Source organism: Streptomyces sp. CB02058 (assembly GCF_001905505.1).
GTDB lineage: Bacteria > Actinomycetota > Actinomycetes > Streptomycetales > Streptomycetaceae > Streptomyces.
In genome coordinates this window covers 331,031-356,458 of sequence record NZ_LIPG01000008.1, presented here as the reverse complement: position 1 = coordinate 356,458, position 25,428 = coordinate 331,031, and the positions used below count along the sequence as shown (strand labels likewise).

The following is a 25,428-nucleotide window of genomic DNA, read 5'->3' as shown; positions in this document are numbered from 1 at the left end:
GAGGTGAGTGGAAGTGGTTTCGCGGTTCATCGGTGTCAGCACGACCTCAGGGACTCCGGTGGCTTCCGCCGGCCGAAGACTGCGACGCTACCCGCTCTCCTGGCTGCCGGGCATCCGGATATCAGGGAGGCGTCCGGTTCGACGCGCCCCTGGGGTACGGAAGGTGAGCCCCCTGGTCAGTCCCACCAGAAGGACCACGTCTCCTGGCCCAGGAGGTGCTTCTCGGCGTAGACGTCCAGGCCGTTCGGAGGCGCCTCCTGGATGTTGTCCGGGCAGAACGCGAAGTGCTCGGCGGCGAGGGCGCGTGCTTCGGCCTCGGTGGTGGGAGGCCGTCCCACGGACACCTTCAGGGTGTCGAAGCCGAGCTCCACGACCCTGATCTCGAAGCGGTCCTCCCAGGAGCGCAGAACCGCGCACAGCCTGGCCACGTCGTTCTCGTGGTTGAGAGGGCCGGACCAGCCGATCGCCGCCGGGATGTCCGCGCTGCGCCGGGCGGGCACGAGGGCGAGCCGGGCCGTACCGGTGATCATGTCGGCTATCTCCGCGGCCAGTTCGTCCGGGGTCTCCGGTGTGCTCGCGGCGGGGACCGGGGCCGGCCCCGGCCACTCGGCGGCCTCCTCCAGCTCGTCGTCGGCATACGCCTCCCAGGACTCGATGAGGACCTCCTCGGCGTCGTGGTCGCCGGGGTAGGACGTGTCGGCCGGGCGGAGATCCCAGTCCTGGGGGCCTTCGTCGCGCCGGCCGGTGTCGATCAGCACCGGGAGCAGGCCGAGCGGGCGTCCGACGGCCCGCAGCCGGGCCCAGTCGCCCGGCCGCGCGGGCTCGTCGGCGTACCAGAGCAGAGGTTCGTGCCACGATCCGTCGGCCGTGGTGTCCACGAGGGTGCCCGCCGGCAGCGGGAGCCTGTACAGCTGGTTCGGGAGGTTCGCCATGCCGGTCACCCTAGGCTCTGCCACTGACAGGGACCCCGGGGTGGCCGGTCGTCAGGTCAGGGCCAGTCGACGAGAGCCATGAAGGCCACGAAGGCGACACCGACGACGCTGGGCGCCGCCACGGCGAGGAACACGCGCGTCCCGGTCTGCTGCTGACGCCAGGGCACGGCCCAGGCGGCCACCAGGACCACCAGGGCCAGTACGAGGCCGGTGCACAGGACCGCCCAGGCCGCGTTGAACGAGTCGGTGAAGCGGGCGGCCCGCGCGCCGTTGCAGGAGTCGCACGCCATGGGGGAAAAGCCGCCGAAGAGCAGGGCGACACCCGACGCGGGCAGCGTGACGAGCGTGGAGATCAGTGGAGCTGCCCAGGCGTAGGGCACACGGGGGTTGAGAAGGTCGTCCGACATGCGTACGAGTCAACTCGGCCGGGCGGGGGTGGCACATGGGCGCTCGTACTCAGGCACCACCCCGGGTACGTCGTCAGCCGCGCGCGGCGTACGCGGCGAAGGCCGACCATGCGGTGGGGGCGACGGTGAAGGTGGGGCCCTCGGGGTTCTTGGAATCGCGGATGTGGACGGCGGAGGGGTGGGCGGCGACCTCGACGCACTCGCCGCCGTCGCTGCCGCTGTAGCTCGACTTGTGCCAGTCGTAGGCGACTTCGAGGCAGGCCCCGCCCTCGTCGCTGCTGTAGCTGGACTTGAACCACTCAAGTGCGGTGCTCATAGCTCTCCTAGCAGCCGGTCCAGCAGGCACCCCGTGTCCTCGATGTTCAGAGCCTGCGTTCGCAGCATCGCATATTTCTGCGCCAGGATGCTGACCTCATCCGGGTCAGCGACGAGTTGGCTACCACGCTGGGTTTCCGTGTAGCCGAGATGTTGGTAGTCCGGTGTTTCGAGCAGAATGAACGGGCCGGCGAGCGCCGCGTGAGTCTGGCGGCCGAGGGGCATCACCTGGAGTGTGATGCCCGGCAGAGACGCACAAGTGCGCAGGTGGCGCAGTGTATCCGCGTGTACCTCATCACCACCGAGGCGGTCCCGGAGGATGGCCTCAGAAACGATGAAGCTGATGGTCGGGGGCACGGCGCGGTGCAGGATGCTCTGGCGGTCGGTCCGAGCCAAGACCTGTGCTTCGATCTCGTCCCTGCCGATCACCGGGACCTTGCTGCGGAACACCGCCCGCGCGTAGCTCTCCGTCTGGAGCAACCCCGGCAGTACCTGGTTCTCGAACCAGGACAACGCCAGCGCCTCCCGTTCCAGGTCCATGTACTGCTCCGCCCACGCCGGGATCAGATCGATCTCCGGCATGTTGTCCACCGCCGTCTCCAGCGCACCCTTCGTGCTCAGGAGCTGGTCCAGCCGACGGGCCAGGTCGGGGAGGAGGGCGCGGCGGCCCTGTTCGATGGAGGCGATCGTCTCGACCTGGACGGAGGCGCGGTCCGCGAGCTGGGCCTGGGTGAGGTCCGCCGTGATGCGGAACAGGCCGACCAGCTTGCCGACGAGCTTCATGGCGGACGCGTTCTTGCGCTGCCGTTTCCTGGGGTGCATACGGTCGGACTCCCCGCCCTCGTGCGTGCTTCACGCATGGTCGACCCGTACAAGAAATCTGTACGGGTCGACGCATTGCCCGAGGGTATGTGCGCGGAGTGACCGTCGTCCGGTGAACGGGACGGCGTCACCCTCCCGGTCAGTACATGAGGGCGTCATTCATGTCGGTCTGCCAGTAGGTGACGGCCAGGCTGCTGTCGACGTAGACCTCCTTGCCGAGCGGGACGTTCACCGCGCTGCCCGTGGAGCCGCCCTCCTTCGCTCCCTGGAAGCTGACGGAGAGGTCCCTGGTGGAGTAGCCGCCCGTGCCGCTGCCGTCGGCGGACGAGGTCATGACGCCCGTGTAGGCGGACTGACCGGGGGTGAGGGTGACGACGGCCTGCGGCTTGCTGTCCTCGACGGTCTGCGGGACGGACTGCGCCTCGCCGAACCGGAGGAAGGGGTAGTAGTAGGCGTTGCAGGCCTTCGAGCCGGTGTTGGTCATCGTGAGCAGCATGTGGTTGATGGGGCGCTTGACGCTCGTCATCGTGAGCTTGGTGTTCGCGCCGGTGCAGGTGGGCAGGGCGCCGCCGGTGCTGCCGCTGTCGGCGGCCTGCTCCGCCGGCTTCGCGGCGGGCTTCGCGCCGGAGGAACCGGAATCCTTCTCGGTGCCGGAACCGGAATCAGAACCGGTGGAGTCCGAGTCCTCGGCCGGCTTCTTGTCCGTGTTCGCCGCCGGGGCCTCGGAGTTGCCGTCGGCCGGCTGCTGGGAAGCGGTGTCCAGGGCGTCGTACGGCTCCGGGCTGTCGCTCTGGCAGGCGGTGAGGGACAGGGCCGCGACCAGTGCGGCGACGCCGAGGACGGAGGTGCGGGCGGCGCGGCGGAAGCGAAGGTTACGCATGGGTGGTTCTCCCCGTTCGAAGGTGATGAGTGCCCGGGGCGCCGACTTGGCGCCCTGAGGTGCGGGCGGGTGTACTGAGCGGTGACGCATGATCAGAGGCGTTACAGGAGTGCGATGACGACCGCGATGCAGGCGATCAGCACTCCCGTGGCGACCGCGTCGGTCAGGCTGATTTCAGGTCGAGTACGCAACGAGGCTCCCGGGACGGGTGAGGGTGGGATGTGCGAGTCGCGGGGAACGCCGCGGTGTGTCCACATCCTTTCCAGCCCCGGATTCCGGTCGCAACGGCTGCCGGGGCATGCGGGACGCTGGAACGTTCGTATGCCCTTTGACCTGCGGGAACATCACCTCCCTGGAACGCCTTTCCGGGAAGGAACGGAAGGGGAACGGTCGGGGTGGGCACAGAGATCCAGGACTTCGCGGAGCTGCTCAGGGGGTTGAAGGAGCGGTCCGGGCTCAGTTACGGGACGCTCGCGCAGAAGCTCCACATGAGCACGTCGACCGTCCACCGGTACTGCAACGGTGACGCGGTCCCTCATGAGTACGCACCCGTCGAGCGCTTCGCGCGGGTGTGCCGGGCCTCGTCCGAGGAACTGGTGGCGCTGCACCGGAAGTGGATCCTGGCCGACGAGGCCAAGCGGCGGGGGACGCGACGGCCCGAGGCGGCTGCGGCCCCTCCCGGGGCGGAGACCGCGCCGGTGGCCGAGGCACGTCCCGATGCAGTGGCCGAACCGGTGGCAGCGGCAGAAGCGGAATCAGTTGATCGGCCTGAAGCGGAGGACGAACCGGAGCCCCGGACGAAGCCTGAAGCAGAGGTCGGATCGGGGCCCGAAGCGGAGTCCTTCGCGCAGGACGTGACGCCAGAGGCGCCCCATCCCGGCGACCGCGTGCCCGGCCGCCGGCGGCCGACGAGGAGGACGCGTGTCCTGCTCACCGCGGTCGCCGTCGTGGCGCTCACCGTGCCCGCCGCCCTTGCCGTCCGGAGCCTCGCGGGTGACGGGCCGTCCGACGACGGGCGTACGCGGGCTGAGCCCAGCGTCGCGCAGGTCGTACCCAGCGGTCGGGTCAGCGGCAGCGCGAAGCCGGGCAAGGGGGTCGGCACATCGGCGAAGCCCAGCGAGGACGCCACCGCATCGGCCGGGCGCAGTCCGTCCGCGACCCCCTCGGTGAGCTCCGGGGCCACCACGGGGAGCGGCGTGCCCGTGCACGCCACGATCAGCTCGTACAACTGGGAGTCGCCGTGCGGGCAGTACTACCTCCTCGACCAGGAGCCCGACGACGTGCCGCCGAACCCCCCGTCCCAGGACTCCCGCAGCTGGGCGCGGGCTCTCGGGGGCGTGGACGGCGGTGACATGAAGCTCGAACTCACGCTCCAGGGGAGGTCGGGCGAGGCGGTCGTGCTGAACGCCCTGCACGTGCGGGTGCTGGGGCGCGAGGCGGCGCTCCCCTGGAACGCGTACTCCATGGGAAACGGCTGCGGCGGGGGCATCACCCCCCAGACGTTCGAGATCGACCTGGACGACAGCCGTCCGCGTTCGAAGCCGGTCGCGGGGGAGGACGCCGGGGTGGTCGTCCCCGCGAAGGACTTCCCGTACCGGGTGAGCTCCACGGATGTCGAGGTGTTCCACCTGGACGCGCATGTGGAGGGCCACGACGTGACCTGGTACCTGGAGCTGGAGTGGACCAGCGGGGGCAGGAGCGGGATGCTGCGCATCGACGACCAGGGCAAGCCGTTCCGCACGAGCAGCATCGCGGCGCGGCCGGAGTACTACTACCGCGCGGACACGGCGCAGTGGGTGTCTGCGGAGCACTGACGGCTCATGGAGCGGCGACGGCCCCGCACACCGTGAGGTGTACGGGGCCGTCGCGCTGTCGCGGAGTGCTCAGAGGCGCTCGGGCGTCCTGATGCCGAGCAGCTTCATGCCCTGGTGCAGGGTGCGGGCGGTGAGCTCGACGAGGAAGAGCCTGTTCTCGACGACCTCCGGAGCGTTCTCGTCGCTGAGCACCTGGCACTGGTCGTAGAACGTGGTGAGGTGCGAGGCCAGCTGGTAGAGATACGCGGCCAGCTTGTGCGGCTCGTACCCCTCGGCGACCTCGTCCAGCACCGCGCCGAACTGGTCCAGGTGCAGGCCGAGCGCGCGCTCGGCCGGGGCGAGGTCCAGCTCCGGGTGCGCGGCGGGCTTCGCGTCGCCCGCCTTGCGCAGGATGGAGCGGATCCGGGCGTAGGCGTACTGGAGGTACACCGACGTGTCGCCGTTCAGCGAGACCATCTGGTCCAGGTCGAACTTGTAGTCCCGCACGGCGGAGGTCGACAGGTCCGCGTACTTCACGGCGCCGACACCGACGAACCGGCCGTTCTCGACGATCTCGTCCTCGGTCAGGCCCACCTTCTCGGCCTTCTCCCGGACCACGGCGGTGGCCCGCTCGACGGCCTCGTCGAGGAGGTCCTCCAGCCGGACGGTGACGCCCTCACGGGTCTTGAAGGGCTTGCCGTCCTTGCCGAGGACCGTGCCGAAGGCCAGCTGGTGCGCCTTGACGTCCTCGTTGAGCCAGCCGGCGCGGCGGGCCGTCTCGAAGACCATCTTGAAGTGCAGGGACTGCCGGGCGTCCACCACGTAGACCAGGGTGTCGGCCTTGAGGCCCTGGACCCGGTCGCGGATCGCGGAGAGGTCGGTGGCCGCGTATCCGTAGCCGCCGTTGGTCTTCTTGACGATCAGCGGGACCGGGTTGCCGTCCGGGCCCTTCACGTCGTCGAAGAACACGCAGAGCGCACCCTCGGAGCGGACGGCGACGCCCGTCTCCTCCAGGATCCGGCAGGTCTCCTCCAGCATGTCGTTGTAGCCGGACTCGCCGACGATGTCGGGGTCGTCGATCTTCATGTCGAGCTTGTCGAAGACGGAGTAGAAGTAGATCTTCGACTCGTCGACGAAGCGCTGCCAGTGCGCCAGCGTCTCCGGGTCACCCGCCTGGAGGGCCACCACCCGGTCACGGGAGCGGGCCTTGAACTCCTCGTCGGAGTCGAAGAGGACCCGTGAGGCCTTGTAGACGCGGTTCAGCGAGGACATGGCCGCTTCGCCGTCCGCCTCGTCGCCCTCGTGCTTCAGCTCGTCCGGGTGCTCGAACAGATACTGGATGAGCATCCCGAACTGGGTACCCCAGTCGCCGATGTGGTGCCGCCGGACGACGTTCTCGCCGGTGAACTCCAGGATCTGGACCATGGCGTCACCGATGACCGCCGACCGCAGGTGGCCGACGTGCATCTCCTTGGCCACGTTCGGCTGGGCGTAGTCGATCACGGTGGTGCCGGGGGCGGCCTTCAGCGGGACGCCGAGCCGGTCGCCGTCGGCGGCCCGCGCGGCGAGGGTCTCGACGATCGCCCGGTCGGTGAGGGTGATGTTGAGGAAGCCGGGGCCGGAGACCTCGATGTCCTTGATCAGCTCACCGGCCGGGAGGGCTGCCGTGACCTGGGTCGCCAGCTCGCGGGGGTTGCCCTTGAGCTTCTTGGCGAGCGCGAGGATGCCGTTGGCCTGGAAGTCGGCCCGGTCGCTTCGGCGCAGCAGCGGGTCCGCGGTGCCGGCATCCGGCAGGGCTGCCGTCAGGGCGTCCGCGAGCTGCTGCTGGAGCGTGGAAGCGAGGGAAGGGACCGAAGCCATGAGACGGCTGCCGTTTCCGTAGGAGACAAAGGATCACCCCAGTATCCCACGGGGCGTAAAGCCGTTTTCGCGCTACGGGCGGCACCTGGGAGAATGGGGGTGCCCTTCGTGGGCGTCCCCTACGAGTCCTACACGAGAGAAGGACGTGCCGACCGTGGCTTCGAGTCAGAGCAGCACCGAGACCGACTGGGTCTCCCGCTTCGCGGACGATGTCATCGCCGAATCGGAGCGACGTGCGCCTGGCAAACCGGTCGTCGTCGCGTCCGGCCTCTCCCCGTCGGGCCCGATCCACCTGGGGAACCTCCGCGAGGTCATGACCCCGCACTTGGTCGCGGACGAGATCCGGCGCCGCGGGTACACCGTGCGCCACCTGATCTCGTGGGACGACTACGACCGCTACCGCAAGGTGCCGAACGGCGTCGAGGGTGTCGACGACTCCTGGCAGGAGCACATCGGCAAGCCCCTGACCTCGGTGCCCGCCCCGGCCGGGTCGGCGTACCCGAACTGGGCCGAGCACTTCAAGGCCGCCATGGTGCAGGCGCTGGAGGAGCTCGGCGTCGAGTACGACCCGATCAGCCAGACCGAGCAGTACACGGCGGGCACCTATCGCGAGCAGGTCCTGCACGCGATGAAGCACCGTGCCGACATCGACGCCGTCCTGGACCGCTACCGCACCAAGAAGGACGGCGCGGCGGGCGGCAAGAAGCCGCAGCAGCAGAAGAAGGTCGACGAGGCCGAGCTGGAGGCCGCCGAGGGCTCCGGCGCGGCCGACGAGGACGACGGCAGCTCCAACACCGCCGGCTACTTCCCGTACAAGCCCTACTGCGGCAACTGCGAGAAGGACCTCACGGTCGTCACCTCCTACGACGACGACACGACCGAGCTGAACTACACCTGCTCGGCCTGCGGCTTCGCCGAGACGGTCCGGCTCAACGAGTTCAACCGCGGCAAGCTGGTCTGGAAGGTCGACTGGCCGATGCGCTGGGCGTACGAGGGCGTGATCTTCGAGCCCAGTGGCGTGGACCACTCCTCGCCGGGCTCCTCCTTCGTCGTCGGCGGCCAGATCGTGCGCGAGGTGTTCGACGGCGTTCAGCCGATCGGCCCGATGTACGCGTTCGTCGGGATCTCCGGCATGGCGAAGATGTCCTCCAGCAAGGGCGGCGTGCCGACCCCGGCCGACGCGCTGAAGATCATGGAGGCGCCGCTGCTGCGCTGGCTGTACGCGCGCCGCAAGCCGAACCAGTCGTTCAAGATCGCCTTCGACCAGGAGATCCAGCGGCTCTACGACGAGTGGGACTCGCTGGTCCGCAAGGTGGCCGACGGCACGGTGCTGCCCGCCGACGCCGCCGCCTACGCCCGGGCCGTCGGAACGGCCGCCGGGGAGCTGCCCGGCACGCCCCGCCCGCTGCCCTACCGCACGCTGGCGTCCGTCGCCGACATCACCGCGGGTGCGGAGGACCAGACGCTGCGCATCCTCAGCGAGCTCGACCCTTCGAGCCCGCTGACCTCGCTCGACGAGGCCAGGCCCCGGCTCGACCGCGCCGAGAACTGGATCACCACCCAGGTCCCGGCCGAGTCGCGCACCATCGTCCGCGACGAGCCGGACAAGGAGCTGCTCGGCTCCCTGGACGAGCAGGGCCGCGAGTCGCTGCGGCTGCTGCTGGAAGGGCTCGACTCGCACTGGTCGCTGGACGGGCTGACCACGCTCGTCTACGGCGTGCCGAAGGTGATGGAGGGCCTGGAGCCCGACGCGAAGCCGACGCCCGAGCTGAAGGTCGCCCAGCGTTCCTTCTTCGCCCTGCTGTACCGGCTGCTCGTCGGCCGGGACACCGGGCCGCGTCTGCCCACGCTGCTGCTCGCGGTGGGGGCGGACCGGGTGCGGACGCTGCTGGGCGCGTGACACCCCGGGTGTGAGAACGGGCGGGCCGCTCCGTGCGGCCCGCCCGTTCTCGTTCCGCGCTGCTGTTCTCCACGCTCCACGCGATGTGGCCGCTCGCTACGCGAGGTGGCCGCTCGTCACGCGATGTGGTCCGCGGCCATCTCGTTGTCGAAGCGCTGCTTGAAGCCGGGCAGCAGCCGGCGGAGCAGCGCGGCGCTGCGCGGGTGGCGGACGTTGTGGCCGTCCGAGAGGTGTATGTCGAGCACCTCGGCGCTCGGGTAGTTCTGGTGCTGGTGCGTGTACGCGGTGAACACCTCGTACGCGATCTCGCTGAACTCGATCTCGGCCTCGGCCCATTCGGCGGGGTCGTCCTGCTGGGCCAGGTCCTCGCGCTGCGGGTCCTGGGGGCCTTCCTGGTCCTGCTGCTCCTGCTCCTGCTCGTGCTGCCGGCCGGACTCGGGTTCGGCGGCGCGGGGGTGCGGGAACGCGCCGATCGTGCCCACGTTGCCGAGCGGGCGGGTCCGGCCGCCGGGACCCGAGGGGATCATCACCGGGGTCGGCTCCAGGCCCTCGACGTACGTCGGGTTGTACGCGCTCTCGTACGCGTCCTCCGGCACCTGGGGGGCCGCGAACCAGGGGCTGTCGTGCGAGCCGGGGCCCTCCTGGGGGTACGGCTGGGGCTGTTGGGGGTGCTGGGCGGCCTGTTGCGGCTGCTGTTGCTGCTGCGAGGGGGCCGGCTGTTCCAGCTCTTCCTGCTGTTCCAGCTGCGGGTTCCGGGACTGCTGGTTCTGCGCCTGGAGGTTCTGCGTCTGCGGGTTCTGCGCCTGCGGGGCGTACGGCAGCTGGCGCTGCTGCTCGGCTTCGAGCTCTGCCGGGGCGGGCGGCAGCAGGGCCGGTTCGATGCCCGCGGCGGCGAGGCCGGCCGGGGCGGTCTCGGCGAGCGGGACGCCGTACTTGGCGAGGCGCAGCGGCATCATCGACTCGATGGGGGCCTTGCGCCGCCAGTTGCGGCCGAAGCGGGCCTGGAGGCGGGCCTGGTAGATCAGCCGGTCCTGTTCGAGCTTGATGACCTGCTCGTAGCTGCGCAGCTCCCACAGCTTCATCCGGCGCCACAGCTTGAAGGTGGGGACGGGGGAGAGCAGCCAGCGGGTGAGGCGGACACCCTCCATGTGCTTGTCCGCCGTGATGTCCGCGATCCGGCCGACCGCGTGCCGTGCCGCTTCGACGGCGACGACGAACAGGATCGGGATCACCGCGTGCATGCCGGTGCCCAGCGGATCGGGCCAGGCGGCGGCGCCGTTGAAGGCGATCGTCGCCGCGGTGAGCAGCCAGGCGGTCTGACGCAGCAGCGGGAACGGGATGCGCATCCACGTCAGCAGCAGGTCCAGCGCGAGCAGTACACAGATACCGGCGTCGATGCCGATCGGGAAGACCAGCGAGAACTGGCCGAAGCCCTTCTCCTCCGCGAGTTCGCGTACGGCGGCGTACGAGCCCGCGAACCCGATCGCGGCGATGAGCACGGCGCCGGCGACGACGACCCCGATGAGCACGCGGTGTGTGCGTGTCAGCTGCATTGCGGCCACCCGCGATCCCCTCCCGACTTCGATGAACCGGCTCCACTTTCGGCATCCGGCGCGGGCACAGCCTGGCACATGCCGGCCGGGGGTGTTGCGCGGGGAGGGGGCGAAGCCCGGTACTCGCGGGAGTACCGGGCTTCGTGAAATGCCCTCTGGTCAGGGGAGTTCGGGTCCCTGCGGGGCGTTGGTCACGACTTGGCCGTCGCCTTCGCCTTCGCCGTCGTCTTCGACGCGGCCTTCGCGGAGGACGACGGCATGGCGGAGGCGGAGGACTTGGCGGAGGACGACGCCTTGGCGGACGGGGAGGCCGAGGACTTCGCGTCGTCGGCGCCGACCGCGGAGGCGGCTTCCTTGGCGGCCTTCTGGGCGTCCTTGAGGATGTCGGCGGCGGAGGGCGTCTTGGCGCCGGCGAAACCGGCACCGTTGTAGGTGACGCTGACGACGACGTTGCCCGTGCGGGCGATGACCGTCGCGTACTCGAAGTCCTCCTTGGACTTCGTCAGGCTGTACGTGACGGAGGTGGCCTGCTCGCCGATGCCGGAGGCGGGCTTGGCCGCGGCATCCTTCGCGCCCTCGGTCGCCTGGGCCTTGGAGACCTGCTTCGTGTACTCGTCCGTGGCCCGCTTGGCACCGCTGCCCAGGGACTGGTCCGAATCGAAGCGGGTGAAGCCGACGTCGAGCCAGCGGTACTGCGAGCCCTTGACGCCGTTGTCGTCCAGGCCGTTCCAGGAGCAGCCGCCGCGGGTGGCGGTGTCGCTGGACTTGCCCGGGGTGCCGCCCTTGCTCTTGGCCTTGGGAACCAGGTCCTCGATCGTCTTCCTGGCGATCGAGGAGCAGGCGTCGGGCAGCGTCGCGAACTTCGCGGGCTCGACGGTCGGCTCCGTCTTCTTCGCGCTCGGAGCGGTCGAGGAGCCCGAGTCCTTCGAGTCGCCGGAGTCCGACGAGCAGCCGGCGACGACGAGCATCACCGGAACGGCGGCGCAGGCGAGTATGCGGGACAGTCGCGGGGCTGATCGGTGCATGGTTCCTTCACTCGGACGGCACGGCGGGTCTCGGTCGTGCGGGCGGTCGGGCGGTACGTCACATCGGTCGGCAGGGCGGTCGTCGCGGCCGGGTGGGCCGTCACGTCGGCCGGTTCGTTACGCCGGTCGGGGGCCACGGTACGACGGACGGCGGCCGGATGCCGCCTTCGGCCGGAGGCCGCGGGGAGCGCGACGGACCCCGGCGGGTGGTTGTCGCGGGCAGGTCAGTCGCTGAGGGTCTCGTCCAGTTTCCGCGCCAGGGCCTGGGCCTTCTCCTGCAGTTCGCGGCTGTCGGGAACCCCGGTGACGTCGGTGGGCTGCTCCGCGTAATGGACGGTCACGATGACGTTCGATGTGCGGAATACCACGCTCACGGTGCGGTGCTGTGCGGTGGAACCCGCACGGGTGAGCACATCGTCCAGAAACGCGGCATCCCCGAGCTCGTCGAGGAGCCGCGGCCGGAGGTCCTCGTCCGGGTCCGTGCCGGTGGTGCTGCCGGACGGGTCGGCGGAGGGGGAGGCGGAGGACGTGCCGCCCGGGGAGCCGGAGGCCGTGCTGCTGGGAGAGCCGGAGGCCGAACCGCTCGGGGTCTCGCTGGGGGTGACACCGTTCGAGGTGGGGAGGGCGGCGGCATCCTGCTTCTTCGCGTACACCTCGCGGGCGCGGTCGTCGTCGCTCACGGCGGGGTCGTAGGACACGACGCGCTCGAAGTCGATGGAGAGGTTCCGGGAGGCGTCCGGTGCGTCCGACTTCCAGCGGCAGCCGACCTTGCGGTCGGTGTCGTAGGTGACGGTGGCCGTGCCCTCGTAGACCTTCTCCTGCTGCTCCTCCGACAGGTCGGCGGCGCCCGGCAGCAGGTCCTTGAGGGTGGAACGCGGTACGGCGCGGCAGGATTCGGGCAGCGTCCGGTACTTCCCGGGGGGCGCGGCCGTGACCGTCGGGCTGCCGGGCTTGCTGTCGGCGTCGGGGTCGTCGGCGTCGGAGCCGGCGCTGCAGCCGGCGACGAGCGCTACGAGAAGCGCGACGCCGGGTACGTACGCCATGTGTCGCACGGTCCCAGGCTCCCTTCGGTACGAAAACGGGTTGCCGCTCGATGGCGGCCGATGGACACAATGTGTATCGCACGCGCCGCTGTGCATGCCGGTCGGCCGACCTTTATGGCGACCTTGGCGCCAGTTTTGCGCTTTCAGTCTTTTTCGGGGGAATCGAGGAGTTATGTCGTATGTAGAGGTGCCGGGTGCGCAGGTTCCCATCCGTATGTGGGCGGATCCCGCCTCGGTCGAGGACGTCGCGATGCAGCAGCTGCGGAACGTGTCCACGCTGCCCTGGATCAAGGGCCTCGCCGTCATGCCGGACGTCCACTTCGGCAAGGGGGCGACGGTCGGTTCCGTGATCGCGATGCACGGTGCGGTCTGTCCGGCCGCGGTGGGCGTGGACATCGGCTGCGGGATGTCCGCGGTGAAGACGTCGCTCACGGCCAACGACCTGCCCGGCGACCTCTCGCGGCTCCGCTCGAAGATCGAGCAGGCGATTCCCGTGGGCCGGGGGATGCACGACCACATGGTCGAGCCGGGAAGGCTGCACGGCTTCCCGACGGCGGGCTGGGACGACTTCTGGTCCCGTTTCGACGGGATCGCCGAGTCCGTCAAATTCCGCCAGGAACGTGCGACGAAGCAGATGGGCACGCTCGGGAGCGGGAATCACTTCATCGAGTTCTGCCTGGACGAGGCGGGGTCGGTGTGGCTGATGCTGCACTCGGGGTCCCGGAACATCGGCAAGGAACTCGCCGATTTCCACATCGGACAGGCTCAGAAGCTTCCGCACAACCAGGGGCTCGTCGACCGTGACCTGGCGGTATTCATCGCCGAGACCCCGCAGATGGCGGCGTACCGCAACGATCTTTTCTGGGCGCAGGAGTACGCCAAGTACAACCGCTCGATCATGATGGGTCTCTTCCAGGACGTGGTCCGGAAGGAATTCAAGAAGGCCGGAGTCACGTTCGAACCGGTCATCTCCTGCCACCACAACTACGTGGCGGAGGAGCGGTACGAGGGCATGGATCTGCTGGTCACCAGGAAGGGCGCGATTCGCGCGGGCTCCGGGGAGTTCGGGATCATTCCCGGGTCCATGGGGACCGGCTCCTACATCGTGAAGGGCCTCGGGAACGCGAAGTCGTTCAACTCCGCCTCGCACGGCGCGGGGCGGCGGATGAGCAGGAACGCGGCGAAGCGGAGGTTCTCCACGAAGGACCTGGAGGACCAGACGCGTGGGGTGGAGTGCCGCAAGGACTCCGGTGTGGTGGACGAGATCCCGGCCGCGTACAAGCCGATCGAGCAGGTCATCGACCAGCAGCGCGATCTGGTCGAGGTCGTCGCGAAGCTCAAGCAGGTCGTGTGCGTGAAGGGCTGAGCCCGGTACTCCACCCGGACTCCACCCGGCACTCCCGGACTCCACCCGGCACTCCCGGACTCCACCCGGCACTCCCGGACTTCACCCGGCACTCCCGGACTCCACCCGGGCTTCATCCGGACGGAAGGCCCCGGACCGATCGCGGTCCGGGGCCTTCCGCGATGAGCGGGGGCGGGCTCAGGAGGCGCTGCCGGCCATCGCACCGCCGCCGGTGGCGACGCCGCCGCTCGGCTTGGGCGCGGAGAAGGGCGGCGTGTCCTGCCGGCAGGTTGTTCCGGCCGATGGAAGCGTGCCGTCGATGAAGTAGCGGCTCTCGTGTTCCTGGACGCAGGTGCTGGGGTTGAGCAGTGCGGTGTGCCCGTACCCCTCGTTGGTGAGCAGGCGGGCATCGGCCAGTTCTTCCACCATGGCCGGTGAGTTCGGGTAGGCCGTGGAGGGGTCGTAGGTGGTGCCGACCACCAGGATCGGGTGCGCTGTCCGCTTGTTCCAGGGGCCGGTGTAGCGGTCGGGGGAGGTGGGCCAGGCGGTGCACCCCGCCGTCGCCCAGGTCCAGAAGCGCCCTGTGTCGCCGGCGCGGGCGGCGGAGGCCTCCTCCAGTGCGGGGTAGACACCGGGGTCACGCGGATTCGGGCTGTCACCGCAGAGCACGGCTGCCGCCTGTTCCTCGCCCACGTACGGATTCGGCTCAGGGACCGGCGGAGCGGGTGGCAAGGGCGTCGGCTCCGGTACGCGGCCCTGCCACAGGGCCTCCAGCCGGCCGGCGAGATCCGCCCACCCGCTGACGAGATAGAGGCTGTTCACCGTTTCGGCGACCGTACGGGCATAGGTCCATGTGTCCACGGGCTCCTTCCGCAGCCGCTGGGTCAGCCGGCCGAACTTGGCCCGGGTGGCTTCCGGGGTGTCTGCGGAGAAGGCGCAGCGTGCGGTGGTGGTGGAACCGCACAGATCGAGGAACTCGTTCAGGGTCGCCGCCGCGCTGCGGTCCGAGCCGATGCGCAGGAACGTCGTCAGGCGGGCATCGTCGGACGCGTCGTTCGTCCAGGCCCCAGGGCGGATGTTGCTGTCGAGGGTCATGGCCCGGACCTTGCCGGGGAAGAGGTTGGCATAGGTGGCGCCCAGGATCGTGCCGTAGGAGATCCCGTAGTAGTTGAGCTGGGGCTCGCCCACCGACCGGCGGAGCAGGTCCAGGTCGCGAGCGGTGTCGGCGGTCGACACATGGCTCAGGAGCTCGGGGTCCTTCCGCTCGCAGCGCCGGGCCAGATCCGCGTACGCGGCGACGAACTCCGTCCGCTCCTCCTCGCCCACCGGGAAGCCCGTCGGTTTGCTCGCGTTCCAGTCGGCGGCCTCCTGGGGACCCGCGAAACAGTTCACCGCGGTGCTGCTGCCGATTCCGCGGGGGTCCCAGCTGACGATGTCGAACCGCTCGCGCACCTCGCGCGGGAAGAACTCGTAGTTCTGCGGCATCTGGACCGTCCCGGGGCCGCCGGGGCCGCCGGGGTTGAAGAACAGGGTGCCGACGCGCCGCCCGGGGCCGGTCGCCTTCCGCCGGACCACGGCCAGCTCGATGGTGCGACCGCCCGGCTTCCCGTAGTCCAGAGGCACCTTCGCGGTCGCGCAGTCGAAGGGGCTGCCCTGGACGCAGGGCCTCCAGTCCAGCCGCGGGGCGGGCGGCGGGGATACGGGCGCAGCGTCGGCAGCGACTTCCTGCCCGGTCAGCAGCGTCGAGCAGGACATCACCGCGGCGATGGCGGCAGCATGACGCCGCCAAGCCGCTATGAATCCGCGCAGGGGACGTATGGGCATGCTCCGGCCTCTCTGTGGTGTCCGGGCGCCCGAGACCGCCGATGGCCTGATCTCGGCACGCACTCGTGTCCACGACACAGCGGGCCGGTACCGCGTGCGAGGCGACCGCAGCCGAATGGCCGATCACCCGAGTGCCCCGTGACGCGCACGAGCCCCGGCCCCCTGTGGCGGAGGTCCGGGGCTCGTCCCAGCCGTCGGCGTGACTGTCAGAGGGTGCGGTGGACCTTGGAGTTGGAGGCCTGGGCGCGGGGGCGGACCACCAGGAGGTCGATGTTGACGTGGCTGGGGCGGGTGACGGCCCAGGTGATGGTGTCGGCCACGTCGTCGGCGGAGAGCGGGGCGTCGACACCGGCGTAGACCTTGGCGGCCTTCTCGGTGTCGCCGCGGAAGCGGGTGGTGGCGAACTCCTCGGTCTTGACCATGCCGGGCGCGACCTCGATCACGCGGACCGGGGTGCCGACGATCTCCAGGCGCAGGGTCTCCGCCAGGACGTGCTCGCCGTGCTTGGCAGCCACATAACCGCCACCGCCCTCGTAGGTGGAGAGGCCCGCCGTCGAGGAGAGGACCACGATCGTGCCGTCGCCGCTCGCGGTGAGGGCGGGCAGCAGCGCCTGGGTGACGTTGAGCGTGCCGATCACATTGGTCTCGTACATCTGACGCCAGTCGGCGGGGTCGCCGGTCGCGACCGGGTCGGCCCCCAGCGCGCCACCCGCGTTGTTGACCAGCACGGCCAGGGAGCGGAACGCGGTGGCGAACTCGTCGACCGCCGCCCGGTCGGTGACGTCCAGGGCGTACGCCGTCGCCTGGTGGCCCGCGTCGGTGAGCTCGGCGGCGAGCGTCTCGATGCGGTCCTTGCGGCGGGCGGTGAGCACCACGCGGTATCCGGCGGCGGCCAGCTGCCTGGCGGTCGCGGCACCGATGCCGCTGCTCGCGCCGGTGATGACGGCGATGGGGGTGGCGGCCATGCGAACTCCTCGGACAGCTGATCGGTACGGGGCCAGGATAGGCGGGTGCGCCGGGGGCCCGTTCAGCGGTCGCGGGGGTCGTGCACGGTCCGCGGGGGTCGTGCACGGTCCGAGGGGCCGTGCACGGCCGGAGCCGTGCGGGCACGGTGGATCGGCGCTCCGGCCACGGCCCGGTGGGTCCGGGCGGCGGAGCGGGCGTTGAAGCGGGCGGTGGGCTCGGGGCCGGTGCGCCATGTGCCGTACGGGAGCCGTCGGGCTCCGTGCGGGGTGGGCCGTGCGAGTGGGGGGAGGCGCGGCGAACCGATCCTTAAATATGGATGATTGGGAGCTATCGGTATGTTCTGCGCATGGGAGTGACGCGTAGAGCTGTGCTGAAGATGTCGGTCGCGACGGCGCTGACGGCCGCTGTGGTGCTCGGTGGCCCCGGGCTGTCCGCCGTCGCCGAACCGGCGCCCCGAGGGATCGCTCCGGAGGCGGACACGGCCCACCACGGCCGGGTCTCGCTCTGGGGCGACCGGCTCGGCGTCCTGCTGAGGACCGGGAACCGGGGGCCGTCCCCACTCGCGGACGTGACGGTCCGGCTGCGCTTCTCCGTGCCGCTCGCGGCCGCACAGCAACTGCCCCCGGGCTGCCTGCGCGGCGACAGCCGCACCGTGCTCTGCTCGACCGGACCGCTGCCCGCGGCCGGTGAGGCGCGGCGCACCACCGTCGGCCTCCGCCTCACGGGCCGCCCGGCCGAGGTGGTCGTGCGGGTGGACACCCTGTGGAATGGCGGCGCGAGCGACCGGAACCGGCGGAACGACACCCACGAGGTACTGGCCCCCGCCACGGGCGACAGATACGCGTTCTGAACCGGGGAGCCCTGATGGGCCCGGGCGGGCGGTCATCGGCTCAGGGCGAGGGCCTGCTCCAGCGCCTCGGGGTCGGGGCGCTCGCTCGCCCACGCGATGTATCCGTCGGGGCGGACGAGCAGGGTGGTGGTGCGGTCGCTCGTCCAGTGTGCGTGGACGAGGGGCGCCGGACCGGCCGGGGCGGGCGCGTCCGGAGGGGTGATCAGCACGAACCCGCCCTCGCGCAGCAGCTCCAGCAGACGGCCCTCGGCGAGCTGGACATCGGGCGCGCGGGTGCCCGCGAGGCGGTGGCTGCCCTTCGGCGCTCCGTATGCGATGCCGATGCCGGAGATCCGTCCCATGGCCTTGTCCGAGGCCGGCCGCACGACGGACAGCAGACGGGTGACGGCCCAGCGGAAGGACCGCTCCAGCGGCGTGCGGGCCATCGCGAGGCGCACGATCGCGCCACTGCTGCGCAGGACCTGGGAGCCGACCGGGTGCCTCTCGGCGTGATAGCTGTCGAGCAGGGTCTCGGGGTCTGCGGCCTGCCCGCGCAGCACGGCCGCGAGCTTCCAGGAGAGGTTCGCCGCGTCCTGGAGGCCGGTGTTCATGCCCTGGCCGCCCGCCGGTGAGTGGACATGGGCGGCGTCTCCGGCCAGGAAGACCCGGCCCACGCGATAGGCGGGCACCTGGCGTTCGTCGCTGTGGAAGCGCGAGAGCCAGCGGGCGTCGTGCATCCCGTAGTCGGAGCCGAGGGCGCGGCGGGCGATCTCGCGCAGCTCTTCGAGCTCGACGGGCTCGCTGTCGTCGACGTGGCGGGTGCGGTTCCAGCCCATGACGCGGTACCAGCCGTCGCCGAAGGGGGCGATGAAGGCGAAGGCGTCACCCACGCCGTTGACCGTGAGCAGTCCGGGAGGCGTCTCGGCGAGCCGGACGTCGGCCAGGACGATGGACCGGATCACCGATTCGCCGGGGAACGGGAGCCCGAGGGCCTTGCGGACGGAGCTGTGCACGCCGTCGGTGCCCACGAGGTATCCGGCCTCGACGGTGGAGCGGACCCCTTCGGCGTCGCGTATCTCCGCGGTGACCGTGCCGTTGTCCGTGGACTGGCTCAGGCCGAGCAGCTCCGTCCCGTAGCGGAACTCCACGCCCGCCTCGAGCGCACGGTGTCGCAGGAGGTTCTCCACCTCGTACTGCGGAGTGATGAGCAGGAAGGGGAAGCGGGTCCGCAGCCGGGAGAGATCGAGCGAGAGCCGGCCGAAGAGCCGCAGCTCGTCGAGGGTCGTGCCGGTCGTGACCAGCGCGTCGGCAAGACCTCGGGAGTCGAGCAGCTCCAGTGTGCGGGCGTGCACGCCGAAGGCGCGGGTCAGGGTGCCGGCCTCGCGCGGGCGTCGCTCGACGACGGTGACGGAGAGGCCCTGGGCGGCGAGGTCGCCCGCCAGGAGCATGCCGGTGGGGCCGGCGCCCACGATGAGGACGTCGAGGGTGGTGGAGCTGGATTCCGAGCTGGATGTACCGGTCATGGCGGTCTCCCGAGCGAATGCCAACGATTGTTGGCCAACTGTTGTTGGTCAACGCTTGTTGGCAACTGTAGAGCGGGTGGATCTGGCGTGTCAACGGTTGTTGGCCTACGATCGTTGGCATGACAGCGCACACCCCTTCCCCCGCTCCACGCCGCTCCGACGCCACCAAGGCGGCGATCCTCGAAGCCGCCCGTGAGCGGTTCGCCTCCGACGGGTACGAGCGCGCCACGATCCGGGCCATCGCCCGTGACGCCGGGATCGATCCGTCGATGGTGATGCGCTACTACGGCTCCAAGGAGGGACTTTTCGCCGCCGCGTCCGCGATCGAACTGCGGCTGCCCGGGCTCGGAGCCCTGCCCGGCAAGCACATCGGCGCTGTTCTCGTCGGGCACTTCCTGGACCGCTGGGAGCAGGACGACGTGCTGACGGGCCTGCTGAGGGTCGGGGTCACCAACGAGGCGGGAGCCGAGCGGATGCGGGCCGTCTTCGCCGAACAGCTCGGTCCCGTGGCCGCGGGTGTCTGCCCCGATCCGGCCGACGCGCCCCGCCGGGCGGCGCTCGTCGCGTCGCAGATCCTGGGCATGGCGCTCGCGCGGTACGTCCTGCGCATCGAGCCCGCCGCCGCGATGTCCCGGGACGAGGTCATCGGCTGGCTCGGGCCCACGGTCCAGCGCTATCTGACGGCCGAGCGGCCGTAGAGCGCGGGGGAGCGGCCGTGGGGCCAGGCCGAGCGGCCGAGGAGCACGGGGGGAGCAGTCGTGGAGCCCGGCCGGGCACCCGCCAAGCCCGGCCGGGCACGCGCGGAGCCCGGCGCGCGGGCTCCGGCAGAAGCAGGGGGAGCGGAGGGCCTCAGGCGGTGGGGGCCTCACTGCCCGTGCCGCCGAACTCGGCCACGGCGTCCGCCACGATGGCCTCCAGATGGGAGTGGTGGGCACCCCGCCAGTACACCCGGTCGCAGGCCGTGCACTGCGCGAACACGTCGTAGGACGCCTGCGTGCCCTGCTCCAGGAGGGCGCTCACGGAGTCCTTGTCCGCCGCGGCCAGCTCCCCGTTGCACGCGGTGCAGCGGGTCCACGGCGCGAGCACGGGCGCGAACCGGCCCAGGACATCGCGCAGCTGCTCCCCGGGACGGTCGCTGTAGACGTACGCCCCCGCCCAGATCTCCCTGCGCCGCAGCAGCCCCCGGTCGCGGGAGAGCAGGACGCGCCGCTCCTTCGCGGAGAGGGCGGCCAGCGCGGGGTCGCCGATGTCCTCGCTCTCGTAGGCCGCGTCCACGCCCAGCAGCCGCAGCCGTCGCGCGAGCGTGCCCAGGTGCACGTCGAGCAGGAAGCGCAGGGGCGCGCCCGGCACCGGCTGCGGACGGCGCACGGCCCGCACCTCGACCAGCTCGCCCGCGCCCGGGATGTGGGACGCGGGGACGGGGCAGCCGTCGACGAGGAGCTGTCCGGCCTCGGTGAGCGGGACGCCGAGCGACTCCACGACATGGCCGAGGGTCGACGAGCCGTCGGTGGTGACGGCGGTGCGTCCCAGGCGGCGGTCGTGGGCGACGAAGAGCCGCAGTTCCGGGGCTACTTCGAGGGTGATCTCGGGTCCGTTCACCTGGTCAGGATGCCATTCGGGCGGCAGTGCGGCGAAGGGTTTCCGGCGCCCCGGTCAGGAGGTGGCGAGGTCCAGCCGCCAGTCGTTCACCCGCATCGGGTGGCCGGGCGGGTATTCGAAGTCGCAGTCGCCGAGTAGGACGAAGCCGCTCTTGCGGCACACCGCGTTCGACGCGCCGTTGCCGACGGACGGATAGGCGTGCAGATAGCGGTGCTTGCCCGCCTCCCGTGCGTGCTCCACCACCGCCGCGGTGGCCGACGAGGCGATGCCGAGTCCTTGGTAGCCGGCCAGGACCGCCCACCCCGTCTCGTAGATCTGCTCGTCCTGCCGGGTCTGCTCCCAGAAGCCGATCGTGCCCACGGGCTCGCCGGTCGCGGCCAGGCTGATCCGGAACATCCTGCCCCGGCCCGTCCGGTCCGCGCTCAGTGCCACATAGCGTTCGTGGCGGACCATCAACTGCTCCTCGGTCTCCGGGCCGCCGAGGTGGTCCATCAGCTCCGGGGCATTGGCCAGTCGGAGCAGCCCGAGATCGTCCGCCGACCAGGCCACGATCTCGACGAGGGCCGGGGCGGGCCGGGGCGTACGTGTGTCCATGGCCCGACTGTAGGACGCGGCACCGACAACGGACCGGCTTCAGCGCGGTGCGAAGGCCGTCGGAGGGACTCCCACCGTGGCCGTGAAGTCCCTGACCAGGTGCGCCTGGTCGCTGTAGCCGAGATCGGCGGCGAGTCGCGCCCAGTCGGGTTCCGGGTCCTTCTCGGCGCGTTGCAGCGCCTCGTGGATGCGGTGGCGCAGGATGACCCACTTGGGTCCGACCCCCACATAGCCGGAGAAGAGCCGCTGCAGCGAACGCACCGACAGGTCTCCCGCCCGGGCGAGGGCGTCGACCCGGAGGAGGGAGCGGTCCGTGCGGGCGCGTTCGGCGAGCGACTTCGCGAGTTCCGCCTGCGGGTCCGTCGCCGGCAGGAGCGGCAGCAGATACGCGTCGAGTGCCGCGACCCGGGCGTCCTCGTCCGCGGGGCCCAGCACGTCCGGTGCGATCACGGAGGCCGGTGGTCCGCCCTCGGGGGCCGGCAGTGCCTCGTCGGCGGGGACCCTGCGTCCTGTCCAGTCCGACACGGGCCGGCCCGGGGAGAACGGCCGGAAGGCGCCGGGCCTGAACTTCACGCCGCAGACCCGTCCCCTGCCCTCCAGCCGCTGGCTGAACAGCCCCTGGACGACGCCGTAGACCTCGGCCGTGCCCGCGCGCTCGGCCGGACCGCCGGACTCGGAGCGCTGGAAGACCAGGTGGACGCAGGGGTGAGGCACCACCTGCGAGGTGTACGGCTCTTGGAGATCCCAGTCGATCAGCCAGTAGTGCTCCACATGGGGCCGCAGCTCAGGGGCCGGATCGCGGAGGCGGAAGCGGACGCGGGTGAACAGGTCGGGGGCATCGACGATGCCCCGCGTCTCGCGTCCGGGTCCGGCCATGGGGGGATCGTAGAACGGCTGCCGCCGTGCCGCTGTCGTGTTTCTTCAAGACACCCGGGCCGCCGGGGTGCATCGTCGGAAGCATGAAGACGATCAGCGAACTACTGGAGGGAGCCGCCGCGCAGGCGGGTCCCGTCGTACGGGGAATCGGCGACGACCAGCTGTCCCGCGCCACACCGTGCAGCGAGTACGACGTACGTGCCCTGGTCAATCATCTCTTCGGGGTGGTCGCGAACTTCCAGGTCCTGGCCGCCAAGGAGCCGGTGGACCTCAGCCGGACACCGGACTTCGTCACCGGGGACTGGCGAGGCCGCTTCGACGACGAGACGGCGCTGCTGGTGAAGGCATGGGCGCAGCCGGGCACGGAGGAAGGGGTGAGCGGAGGCATGGGGCTGCCCGCCAGGACGGTGGGGTTCATGGTGCTGGGCGATCTGACCGTCCACGCCTGGGACCTGGCCCGAGCGACGGGCCAGGACTTCACGCCCGACCCGGACTCGGTGGCCGAGATGGGACCCGCGTTCGCCGAGCTGGCTCCGCAGGCCCGGAAGATGAAGGTGTTCGGCGAGGCGTTCCCGCCGCCGCCAGGGGCTACGGCCTTCGAGCGGATGCTGGCCGAAACGGGCCGCGATCCCGGCTGGAGCCCGCCGCGCCGCTGACGGTGGGGGAGCCGTCCGCGGGGTGCGGGGTGGCCGGGTCGGCGTAGAGCCTGCCGAGAGCGGCGTACGCGCGGTCGACGACCGCCTCGGCCCGGTCCACCGTCTCGCGTGCGGCCAGGGCGGATGCGCGGCGGGTGTACGGCGGCGGGGGCTTCCGGCGCCGGCGGCGGCAGTCGCAGACCGCGTACACCCCACTGGCGAGGACCACGGCCGGGACGGCCAGGGTCAGCAGCAGGTCATCCATGCCGGGCGGCCTCCTCGGGAGTCGGTGCTCCTTGCATCGGCAGGGTGGCCCGTTCGGCTGAAGATCATTCTTCGGCCAATGAATGGCCGAAGAGCGACCTCGAAACCGTGCCCCGGCGTCGTAGGGCCCGCGCGACGGCTCCGGTGTCACATGTCCGGCGGGCCCGCGCGCTCCAGGTCGTCCGGTGAACCGTCCCGGACCTCGTCCGGCCGGCCGCTCGGCTCCAGCCGGGTGCGCAGGGTCAGCGCGAACTCCTCGGCCCGTGCCAGTTGGGTCCGCAGCTTCGCCACCTGCTCGGCCGCCGCCCGCTCGTACGCCCGGACCCGCTCCAGGAGCGCGTCGTGCTCGTCCCCGCCGGGTTCGTCGCCGGAGTCGAGGCGGTCGACCGCCTCCAGGAGGTCCCGCATCTCGTCGAGCGTGAAACCCAGTGGCTTCATCCGGCGGATGACCATCAGCCGGGCCACATCGCCCTCGGTGTACAGCCGGAACCCGCCCCGCGACCTGGCCGAGGGCACCACCAGCCCGGACTCCTCGTAGTGCCGGATCGTGCGCAGGGACAGCTCGGTGCGCCGTGCGACCTCGCCGATCTGCATGTGCTGGCTGTTCACTGTGCCCTTTCGACTCCCGCCGTGACCACGGGAGGACGGCGTTTCCATCCCTACTCTAACGTTAGGGTAGAGTTGTTCGTCGCCCGGATACCGGGGCCGACGACGCCTCCGGCCGATTCCGGTGCCCCGTGGAGCGCGCGTCCCTCACAGCCGCTCACCGATCCGATCCGCATGTCACGCATGCCCCCCCGGTCGACCGGGTGTGCCCGAGCAACGACAGGTCACGCTTCTCTTGCCCTCATCCGTACTGCCCCTGGCAGGTCTGCCCCGCTTCTCCCGGCCGCCCTGGCTGTCCCCGAAGGTCTTCCGCAGGGAGACCCTGGCCGGTCTCGTCGTGGGCCTGGCGCTGATCCCCGAGGCGATCTCGTTCTCGATCATCGCCGGTGTCGATCCCGCGGTCGGTCTGTTCGCCGCGTTCACGATGGCCGTCGTCATCTCCTTCGTCGGCGGCAGGCCCGCGATGATCTCCGCCGCGACGGGCGCCGTCGCGCTCGTCATCGCCCCCCTCAACCGGGAGCACGGCTTCGGCTACCTGGTGGCGGGCGTCATCCTGGGCGGGATCTTCCAGATCGTGCTCGGCGCCCTGGGCGTCGCCCGGCTGATGCGGTTCGTGCCGCGCAGCGTGATGGTCGGCTTCGTCAACGCGCTGGCGATCCTGGTCTTCATGGGCCAGGTCTCCGAGATCAGCGACGTCCCCTGGCCCGTGTATCCGCTGGTCCTGGGCGGTATGGCCCTGATGGTGTTCTTCCCGCGGATCACCAGGGCGGTCCCCGCCCCTCTGGTCTCCGTCGTCATCCTGACCTCGATCACCGTGGCCGCGGGCATCGCCGTACCGACGGTCGGTGACAAGGGGCAGCTGCCCTCGTCCCTGCCGGTGCCCGGTCTGCCGGACGTGCCCTTCACCCTGGACACGCTGACCACCATCGCGCCCTACGCCCTGGCCATGGCGCTGGTCGGCCTGATGGAGTCGCTGATGACGGCCAAGCTGGTCGACGAGATCACCGACACCCACTCCAGCAAGACCCGGGAGTCGATCGGCCAGGGGATCGCCAACATCGTGACCGGTTTCTTCGGCGGCATGGGCGGCTGCGCGATGATCGGCCAGACCATGATCAACGTGAAGGTCTCCGGTGCCCGCACGCGGCTCTCGACCTTCATGGCGGGTGTCTTCCTGATGGTGCTGTGCATCGCGTTCGGGCCGCTCGTCTCCCGTATCCCGATGGCGGCCCTCGTCGCCGTCATGATCATGGTGTGCTTCGCGACCTTCGACTGGCACTCCATCGCGCCCAGGACGCTGAAGCGGATGCCGGCCGGTGAGATCGCGGTCATGGTGATCACGGTGGTCTGTGTCGTCGCCACCGAGAACCTGGCCGTCGGTGTCGTCGTCGGTTCGATCACCGCGATGGTCATCTTCGCCAGGCGGGTCGCCCACCTCGCCGACGTCACCACCGCCACCGACCAGGACGGCGGCCGGATCACCTACTCGGTGACCGGCGAACTCTTCTTCGCCTCGTCGAACGACCTGGTCGGACGTTTCGACTACACCGCCGATCCCGGCCGGGTCGTGATCGACCTGAGCGCCGCGCACATCTGGGACGCCTCGGCCGTCGCCAGCCTGGACGCCATCACCACGAAGTACGAGCAGCGCGGGAAGAGCGTGGAGATCGTCGGGCTCAACGAGCGCAGCGCCCGTCTCCACAGCTCCCTGAGCGGTGAACTCACCGGCAGCACCTGACAGGCACCGCCCGCGCGGCGCCCCGGCGACGGGCTCCTCTGCCGCGCACCGGCCGGGCCGCCCGTACACCCGACCGCGACGTGGGCCCTGCCGTGCGCC

General features: G+C 70.8%; 24 protein-coding genes. 7 read left to right on the top strand and 17 right to left on the bottom strand.

All coding sequences use genetic code 11. The features are described 5' to 3' along the window. Window positions 1–176 precede the first annotated feature (176 nt). The 5 genes from AMK10_RS34905 to AMK10_RS34885 form a co-directional block, all read right to left on the bottom strand. Window positions 177–932: a DUF4253 domain-containing protein gene (locus AMK10_RS34905; protein WP_073753491.1), complete on the bottom strand. Its 756-nt coding sequence runs from the start codon at window positions 930–932 to the stop codon at window positions 177–179. 56 nt (window positions 933–988) lie between these two features. Further along, on the bottom strand, window positions 989–1,339 hold the full coding sequence (locus tag AMK10_RS34900) for a hypothetical protein (protein WP_073753489.1): 351 nt from the start codon (window positions 1,337–1,339) through the stop codon (window positions 989–991). Window positions 1,340–1,412: 73 nt separating this feature from the next. Next, on the bottom strand, window positions 1,413–1,655 hold the full coding sequence (locus AMK10_RS34895; RefSeq protein ID WP_073753486.1) for a DUF397 domain-containing protein: 243 nt from the start codon (window positions 1,653–1,655) through the stop codon (window positions 1,413–1,415). Continuing rightward, window positions 1,652–2,437, bottom strand: a complete 786-nt coding sequence (locus AMK10_RS34890; protein ID WP_241839770.1) for a helix-turn-helix domain-containing protein — start codon at window positions 2,435–2,437, stop codon at window positions 1,652–1,654. Before AMK10_RS34890 ends, AMK10_RS34895 begins: the two co-directional genes overlap by 4 nt. Before the next feature lie 178 nt (window positions 2,438–2,615). Beyond that, on the bottom strand, window positions 2,616–3,356 hold the full coding sequence (locus tag AMK10_RS34885; protein ID WP_073753482.1) for a DUF4232 domain-containing protein: 741 nt from the start codon (window positions 3,354–3,356) through the stop codon (window positions 2,616–2,618). Window positions 3,357–3,751: 395 nt separating this feature from the next. Here AMK10_RS34885 and AMK10_RS34880 point away from each other — a divergent pair, with 395 nt between their 5' ends. After that, complete coding sequence (locus AMK10_RS34880) at window positions 3,752–5,170, top strand: helix-turn-helix domain-containing protein (RefSeq protein WP_073753480.1); 1,419 nt, start codon at window positions 3,752–3,754, stop codon at window positions 5,168–5,170. A 69-nt stretch (window positions 5,171–5,239) separates the two neighbouring features. Here AMK10_RS34880 and argS read toward each other — a convergent pair whose 3' ends face one another. Next, window positions 5,240–7,009, bottom strand: coding sequence for an arginine--tRNA ligase (argS, locus tag AMK10_RS34875; protein ID WP_073753478.1), 1,770 nt, complete (start codon window positions 7,007–7,009; stop codon window positions 5,240–5,242). Window positions 7,010–7,154: 145 nt separating this feature from the next. On the opposite strand from argS, the gene lysS reads away from it, so the two are divergent. Further along, window positions 7,155–8,909, top strand: coding sequence for a lysine--tRNA ligase (gene lysS, locus AMK10_RS34870; RefSeq protein WP_198959855.1), 1,755 nt, complete (start codon window positions 7,155–7,157; stop codon window positions 8,907–8,909). A 116-nt stretch (window positions 8,910–9,025) separates the two neighbouring features. Here the strand turns inward: lysS and AMK10_RS34865 are convergent, their stop codons facing one another. From AMK10_RS34865 to AMK10_RS34855, 3 genes are all read right to left on the bottom strand, one after another. Next, window positions 9,026–10,471: a DUF2637 domain-containing protein gene (locus AMK10_RS34865; protein WP_073753474.1), complete on the bottom strand. Its 1,446-nt coding sequence runs from the start codon at window positions 10,469–10,471 to the stop codon at window positions 9,026–9,028. Window positions 10,472–10,653: 182 nt separating this feature from the next. Then, a complete protein-coding gene (locus AMK10_RS34860; RefSeq protein ID WP_073753472.1) occupies window positions 10,654–11,487 on the bottom strand; it encodes a DUF3558 domain-containing protein in 834 nt (277 codons plus the stop codon). Window positions 11,488–11,711: 224 nt separating this feature from the next. Then, window positions 11,712–12,530: a hypothetical protein gene (locus AMK10_RS34855; RefSeq protein WP_073753470.1), complete on the bottom strand. Its 819-nt coding sequence runs from the start codon at window positions 12,528–12,530 to the stop codon at window positions 11,712–11,714. Window positions 12,531–12,702: 172 nt separating this feature from the next. On the opposite strand from AMK10_RS34855, the gene AMK10_RS34850 reads away from it, so the two are divergent. Continuing rightward, on the top strand, window positions 12,703–13,896 hold the full coding sequence (locus tag AMK10_RS34850) for an RtcB family protein (protein ID WP_073753468.1): 1,194 nt from the start codon (window positions 12,703–12,705) through the stop codon (window positions 13,894–13,896). A gap of 177 nt (window positions 13,897–14,073) precedes the next feature. Here the strand turns inward: AMK10_RS34850 and AMK10_RS34845 are convergent, their stop codons facing one another. Then, entirely contained in the window at window positions 14,074–15,699 is a 1,626-nt protein-coding gene (locus tag AMK10_RS34845; protein ID WP_073753466.1) for an alpha/beta hydrolase, read from the bottom strand. 206 nt (window positions 15,700–15,905) lie between these two features. After that, a complete protein-coding gene (locus AMK10_RS34840; protein ID WP_073753464.1) occupies window positions 15,906–16,664 on the bottom strand; it encodes an SDR family NAD(P)-dependent oxidoreductase in 759 nt (252 codons plus the stop codon). A 347-nt stretch (window positions 16,665–17,011) separates the two neighbouring features. Here AMK10_RS34840 and AMK10_RS34835 point away from each other — a divergent pair, with 347 nt between their 5' ends. Continuing rightward, window positions 17,012–17,515 carry a hypothetical protein gene (locus AMK10_RS34835; RefSeq protein WP_107428558.1) on the top strand — a complete coding sequence of 168 codons (504 nt, stop codon included), beginning with the start codon at window positions 17,012–17,014 and terminating at the stop codon, window positions 17,513–17,515. Window positions 17,516–17,547: 32 nt separating this feature from the next. On the opposite strand, the gene AMK10_RS34830 is transcribed toward AMK10_RS34835, so the two are convergent. After that, window positions 17,548–19,017, bottom strand: a complete 1,470-nt coding sequence (locus tag AMK10_RS34830) for an FAD-dependent oxidoreductase (RefSeq protein WP_073753462.1) — start codon at window positions 19,015–19,017, stop codon at window positions 17,548–17,550. Between the two features lie 119 nt (window positions 19,018–19,136). On the opposite strand from AMK10_RS34830, the gene AMK10_RS34825 reads away from it, so the two are divergent. Beyond that, window positions 19,137–19,715, top strand: a complete 579-nt coding sequence (locus tag AMK10_RS34825) for a TetR/AcrR family transcriptional regulator (protein ID WP_073753460.1) — start codon at window positions 19,137–19,139, stop codon at window positions 19,713–19,715. A 151-nt stretch (window positions 19,716–19,866) separates the two neighbouring features. Here the strand turns inward: AMK10_RS34825 and AMK10_RS34820 are convergent, their stop codons facing one another. From AMK10_RS34820 to AMK10_RS34810, 3 genes are read right to left on the bottom strand one after another with little or no spacing between them, the layout of a single operon-like run. Beyond that, the gene (locus AMK10_RS34820) at window positions 19,867–20,616 is read right to left on the bottom strand and encodes a Mut7-C RNAse domain-containing protein (RefSeq protein WP_073753458.1); all 750 of its coding nucleotides are present in this window, start codon (window positions 20,614–20,616) and stop codon (window positions 19,867–19,869) included. A gap of 54 nt (window positions 20,617–20,670) precedes the next feature. Next, window positions 20,671–21,210, bottom strand: a complete 540-nt coding sequence (locus AMK10_RS34815; RefSeq protein ID WP_073753456.1) for a GNAT family N-acetyltransferase — start codon at window positions 21,208–21,210, stop codon at window positions 20,671–20,673. A 39-nt stretch (window positions 21,211–21,249) separates the two neighbouring features. After that, window positions 21,250–22,086, bottom strand: a complete 837-nt coding sequence (locus tag AMK10_RS34810) for a helix-turn-helix domain-containing protein (protein ID WP_073753454.1) — start codon at window positions 22,084–22,086, stop codon at window positions 21,250–21,252. Between the two features lie 83 nt (window positions 22,087–22,169). Between AMK10_RS34810 and AMK10_RS34805 the strand changes: the two genes are divergently transcribed. Continuing rightward, complete coding sequence (locus AMK10_RS34805) at window positions 22,170–22,742, top strand: TIGR03086 family metal-binding protein (protein ID WP_073753452.1); 573 nt, start codon at window positions 22,170–22,172, stop codon at window positions 22,740–22,742. Here AMK10_RS34805 and AMK10_RS34800 read toward each other — a convergent pair. Together AMK10_RS34800 and AMK10_RS34795 are read right to left on the bottom strand one after the other, a co-directional pair. Then, window positions 22,675–22,986: a hypothetical protein gene (locus AMK10_RS34800; protein WP_073753450.1), complete on the bottom strand. Its 312-nt coding sequence runs from the start codon at window positions 22,984–22,986 to the stop codon at window positions 22,675–22,677. The two genes, AMK10_RS34805 and AMK10_RS34800, sit on opposite strands and share 68 nt — an antisense overlap. A gap of 146 nt (window positions 22,987–23,132) precedes the next feature. Next, window positions 23,133–23,594, bottom strand: coding sequence for a MerR family transcriptional regulator (locus AMK10_RS34795; protein ID WP_073753448.1), 462 nt, complete (start codon window positions 23,592–23,594; stop codon window positions 23,133–23,135). A 232-nt stretch (window positions 23,595–23,826) separates the two neighbouring features. On the opposite strand from AMK10_RS34795, the gene AMK10_RS34790 reads away from it, so the two are divergent. Then, on the top strand, window positions 23,827–25,329 hold the full coding sequence (locus AMK10_RS34790) for a SulP family inorganic anion transporter (protein WP_073753446.1): 1,503 nt from the start codon (window positions 23,827–23,829) through the stop codon (window positions 25,327–25,329). Window positions 25,330–25,428: the final 99 nt, after the last annotated feature.

Bases quoted from the DNA above. Each gene is read 5' to 3' on its own strand.
- AMK10_RS34805 (WP_073753452.1), top strand. From the start codon at position 22,170: ATGAAGACGATCAGCGAACTACTGGAGGGAGCCGCCGCGCAGGCGGGT.
- AMK10_RS34885 (WP_073753482.1), bottom strand. From the start codon at position 3,356: ATGCGTAACCTTCGCTTCCGCCGCGCCGCCCGCACCTCCGTCCTCGGC.
- AMK10_RS34850 (WP_073753468.1), top strand. From the start codon at position 12,703: ATGTCGTATGTAGAGGTGCCGGGTGCGCAGGTTCCCATCCGTATGTGG.
- AMK10_RS34840 (WP_073753464.1), bottom strand. From the start codon at position 16,664: ATGGCCGCCACCCCCATCGCCGTCATCACCGGCGCGAGCAGCGGCATC.
- AMK10_RS34900 (WP_073753489.1), bottom strand. From the start codon at position 1,339: ATGTCGGACGACCTTCTCAACCCCCGTGTGCCCTACGCCTGGGCAGCT.
- AMK10_RS34855 (WP_073753470.1), bottom strand. From the start codon at position 12,530: ATGGCGTACGTACCCGGCGTCGCGCTTCTCGTAGCGCTCGTCGCCGGC.
- argS (WP_073753478.1), bottom strand. From the start codon at position 7,009: ATGGCTTCGGTCCCTTCCCTCGCTTCCACGCTCCAGCAGCAGCTCGCG.
- AMK10_RS34815 (WP_073753456.1), bottom strand. From the start codon at position 21,210: ATGGACACACGTACGCCCCGGCCCGCCCCGGCCCTCGTCGAGATCGTG.
- AMK10_RS34890 (WP_241839770.1), bottom strand. From the start codon at position 2,437: ATGAAGCTCGTCGGCAAGCTGGTCGGCCTGTTCCGCATCACGGCGGAC.
- AMK10_RS34895 (WP_073753486.1), bottom strand. From the start codon at position 1,655: ATGAGCACCGCACTTGAGTGGTTCAAGTCCAGCTACAGCAGCGACGAG.
- AMK10_RS34860 (WP_073753472.1), bottom strand. From the start codon at position 11,487: ATGCACCGATCAGCCCCGCGACTGTCCCGCATACTCGCCTGCGCCGCC.
- AMK10_RS34810 (WP_073753454.1), bottom strand. From the start codon at position 22,086: ATGGCCGGACCCGGACGCGAGACGCGGGGCATCGTCGATGCCCCCGAC.
- AMK10_RS34830 (WP_073753462.1), bottom strand. From the start codon at position 19,017: ATGACCGGTACATCCAGCTCGGAATCCAGCTCCACCACCCTCGACGTC.
- AMK10_RS34800 (WP_073753450.1), bottom strand. From the start codon at position 22,986: ATGGATGACCTGCTGCTGACCCTGGCCGTCCCGGCCGTGGTCCTCGCC.
- AMK10_RS34905 (WP_073753491.1), bottom strand. From the start codon at position 932: ATGGCGAACCTCCCGAACCAGCTGTACAGGCTCCCGCTGCCGGCGGGC.
- AMK10_RS34825 (WP_073753460.1), top strand. From the start codon at position 19,137: ATGACAGCGCACACCCCTTCCCCCGCTCCACGCCGCTCCGACGCCACC.
- AMK10_RS34835 (WP_107428558.1), top strand. From the start codon at position 17,012: ATGGGAGTGACGCGTAGAGCTGTGCTGAAGATGTCGGTCGCGACGGCG.
- AMK10_RS34845 (WP_073753466.1), bottom strand. From the start codon at position 15,699: ATGCCCATACGTCCCCTGCGCGGATTCATAGCGGCTTGGCGGCGTCAT.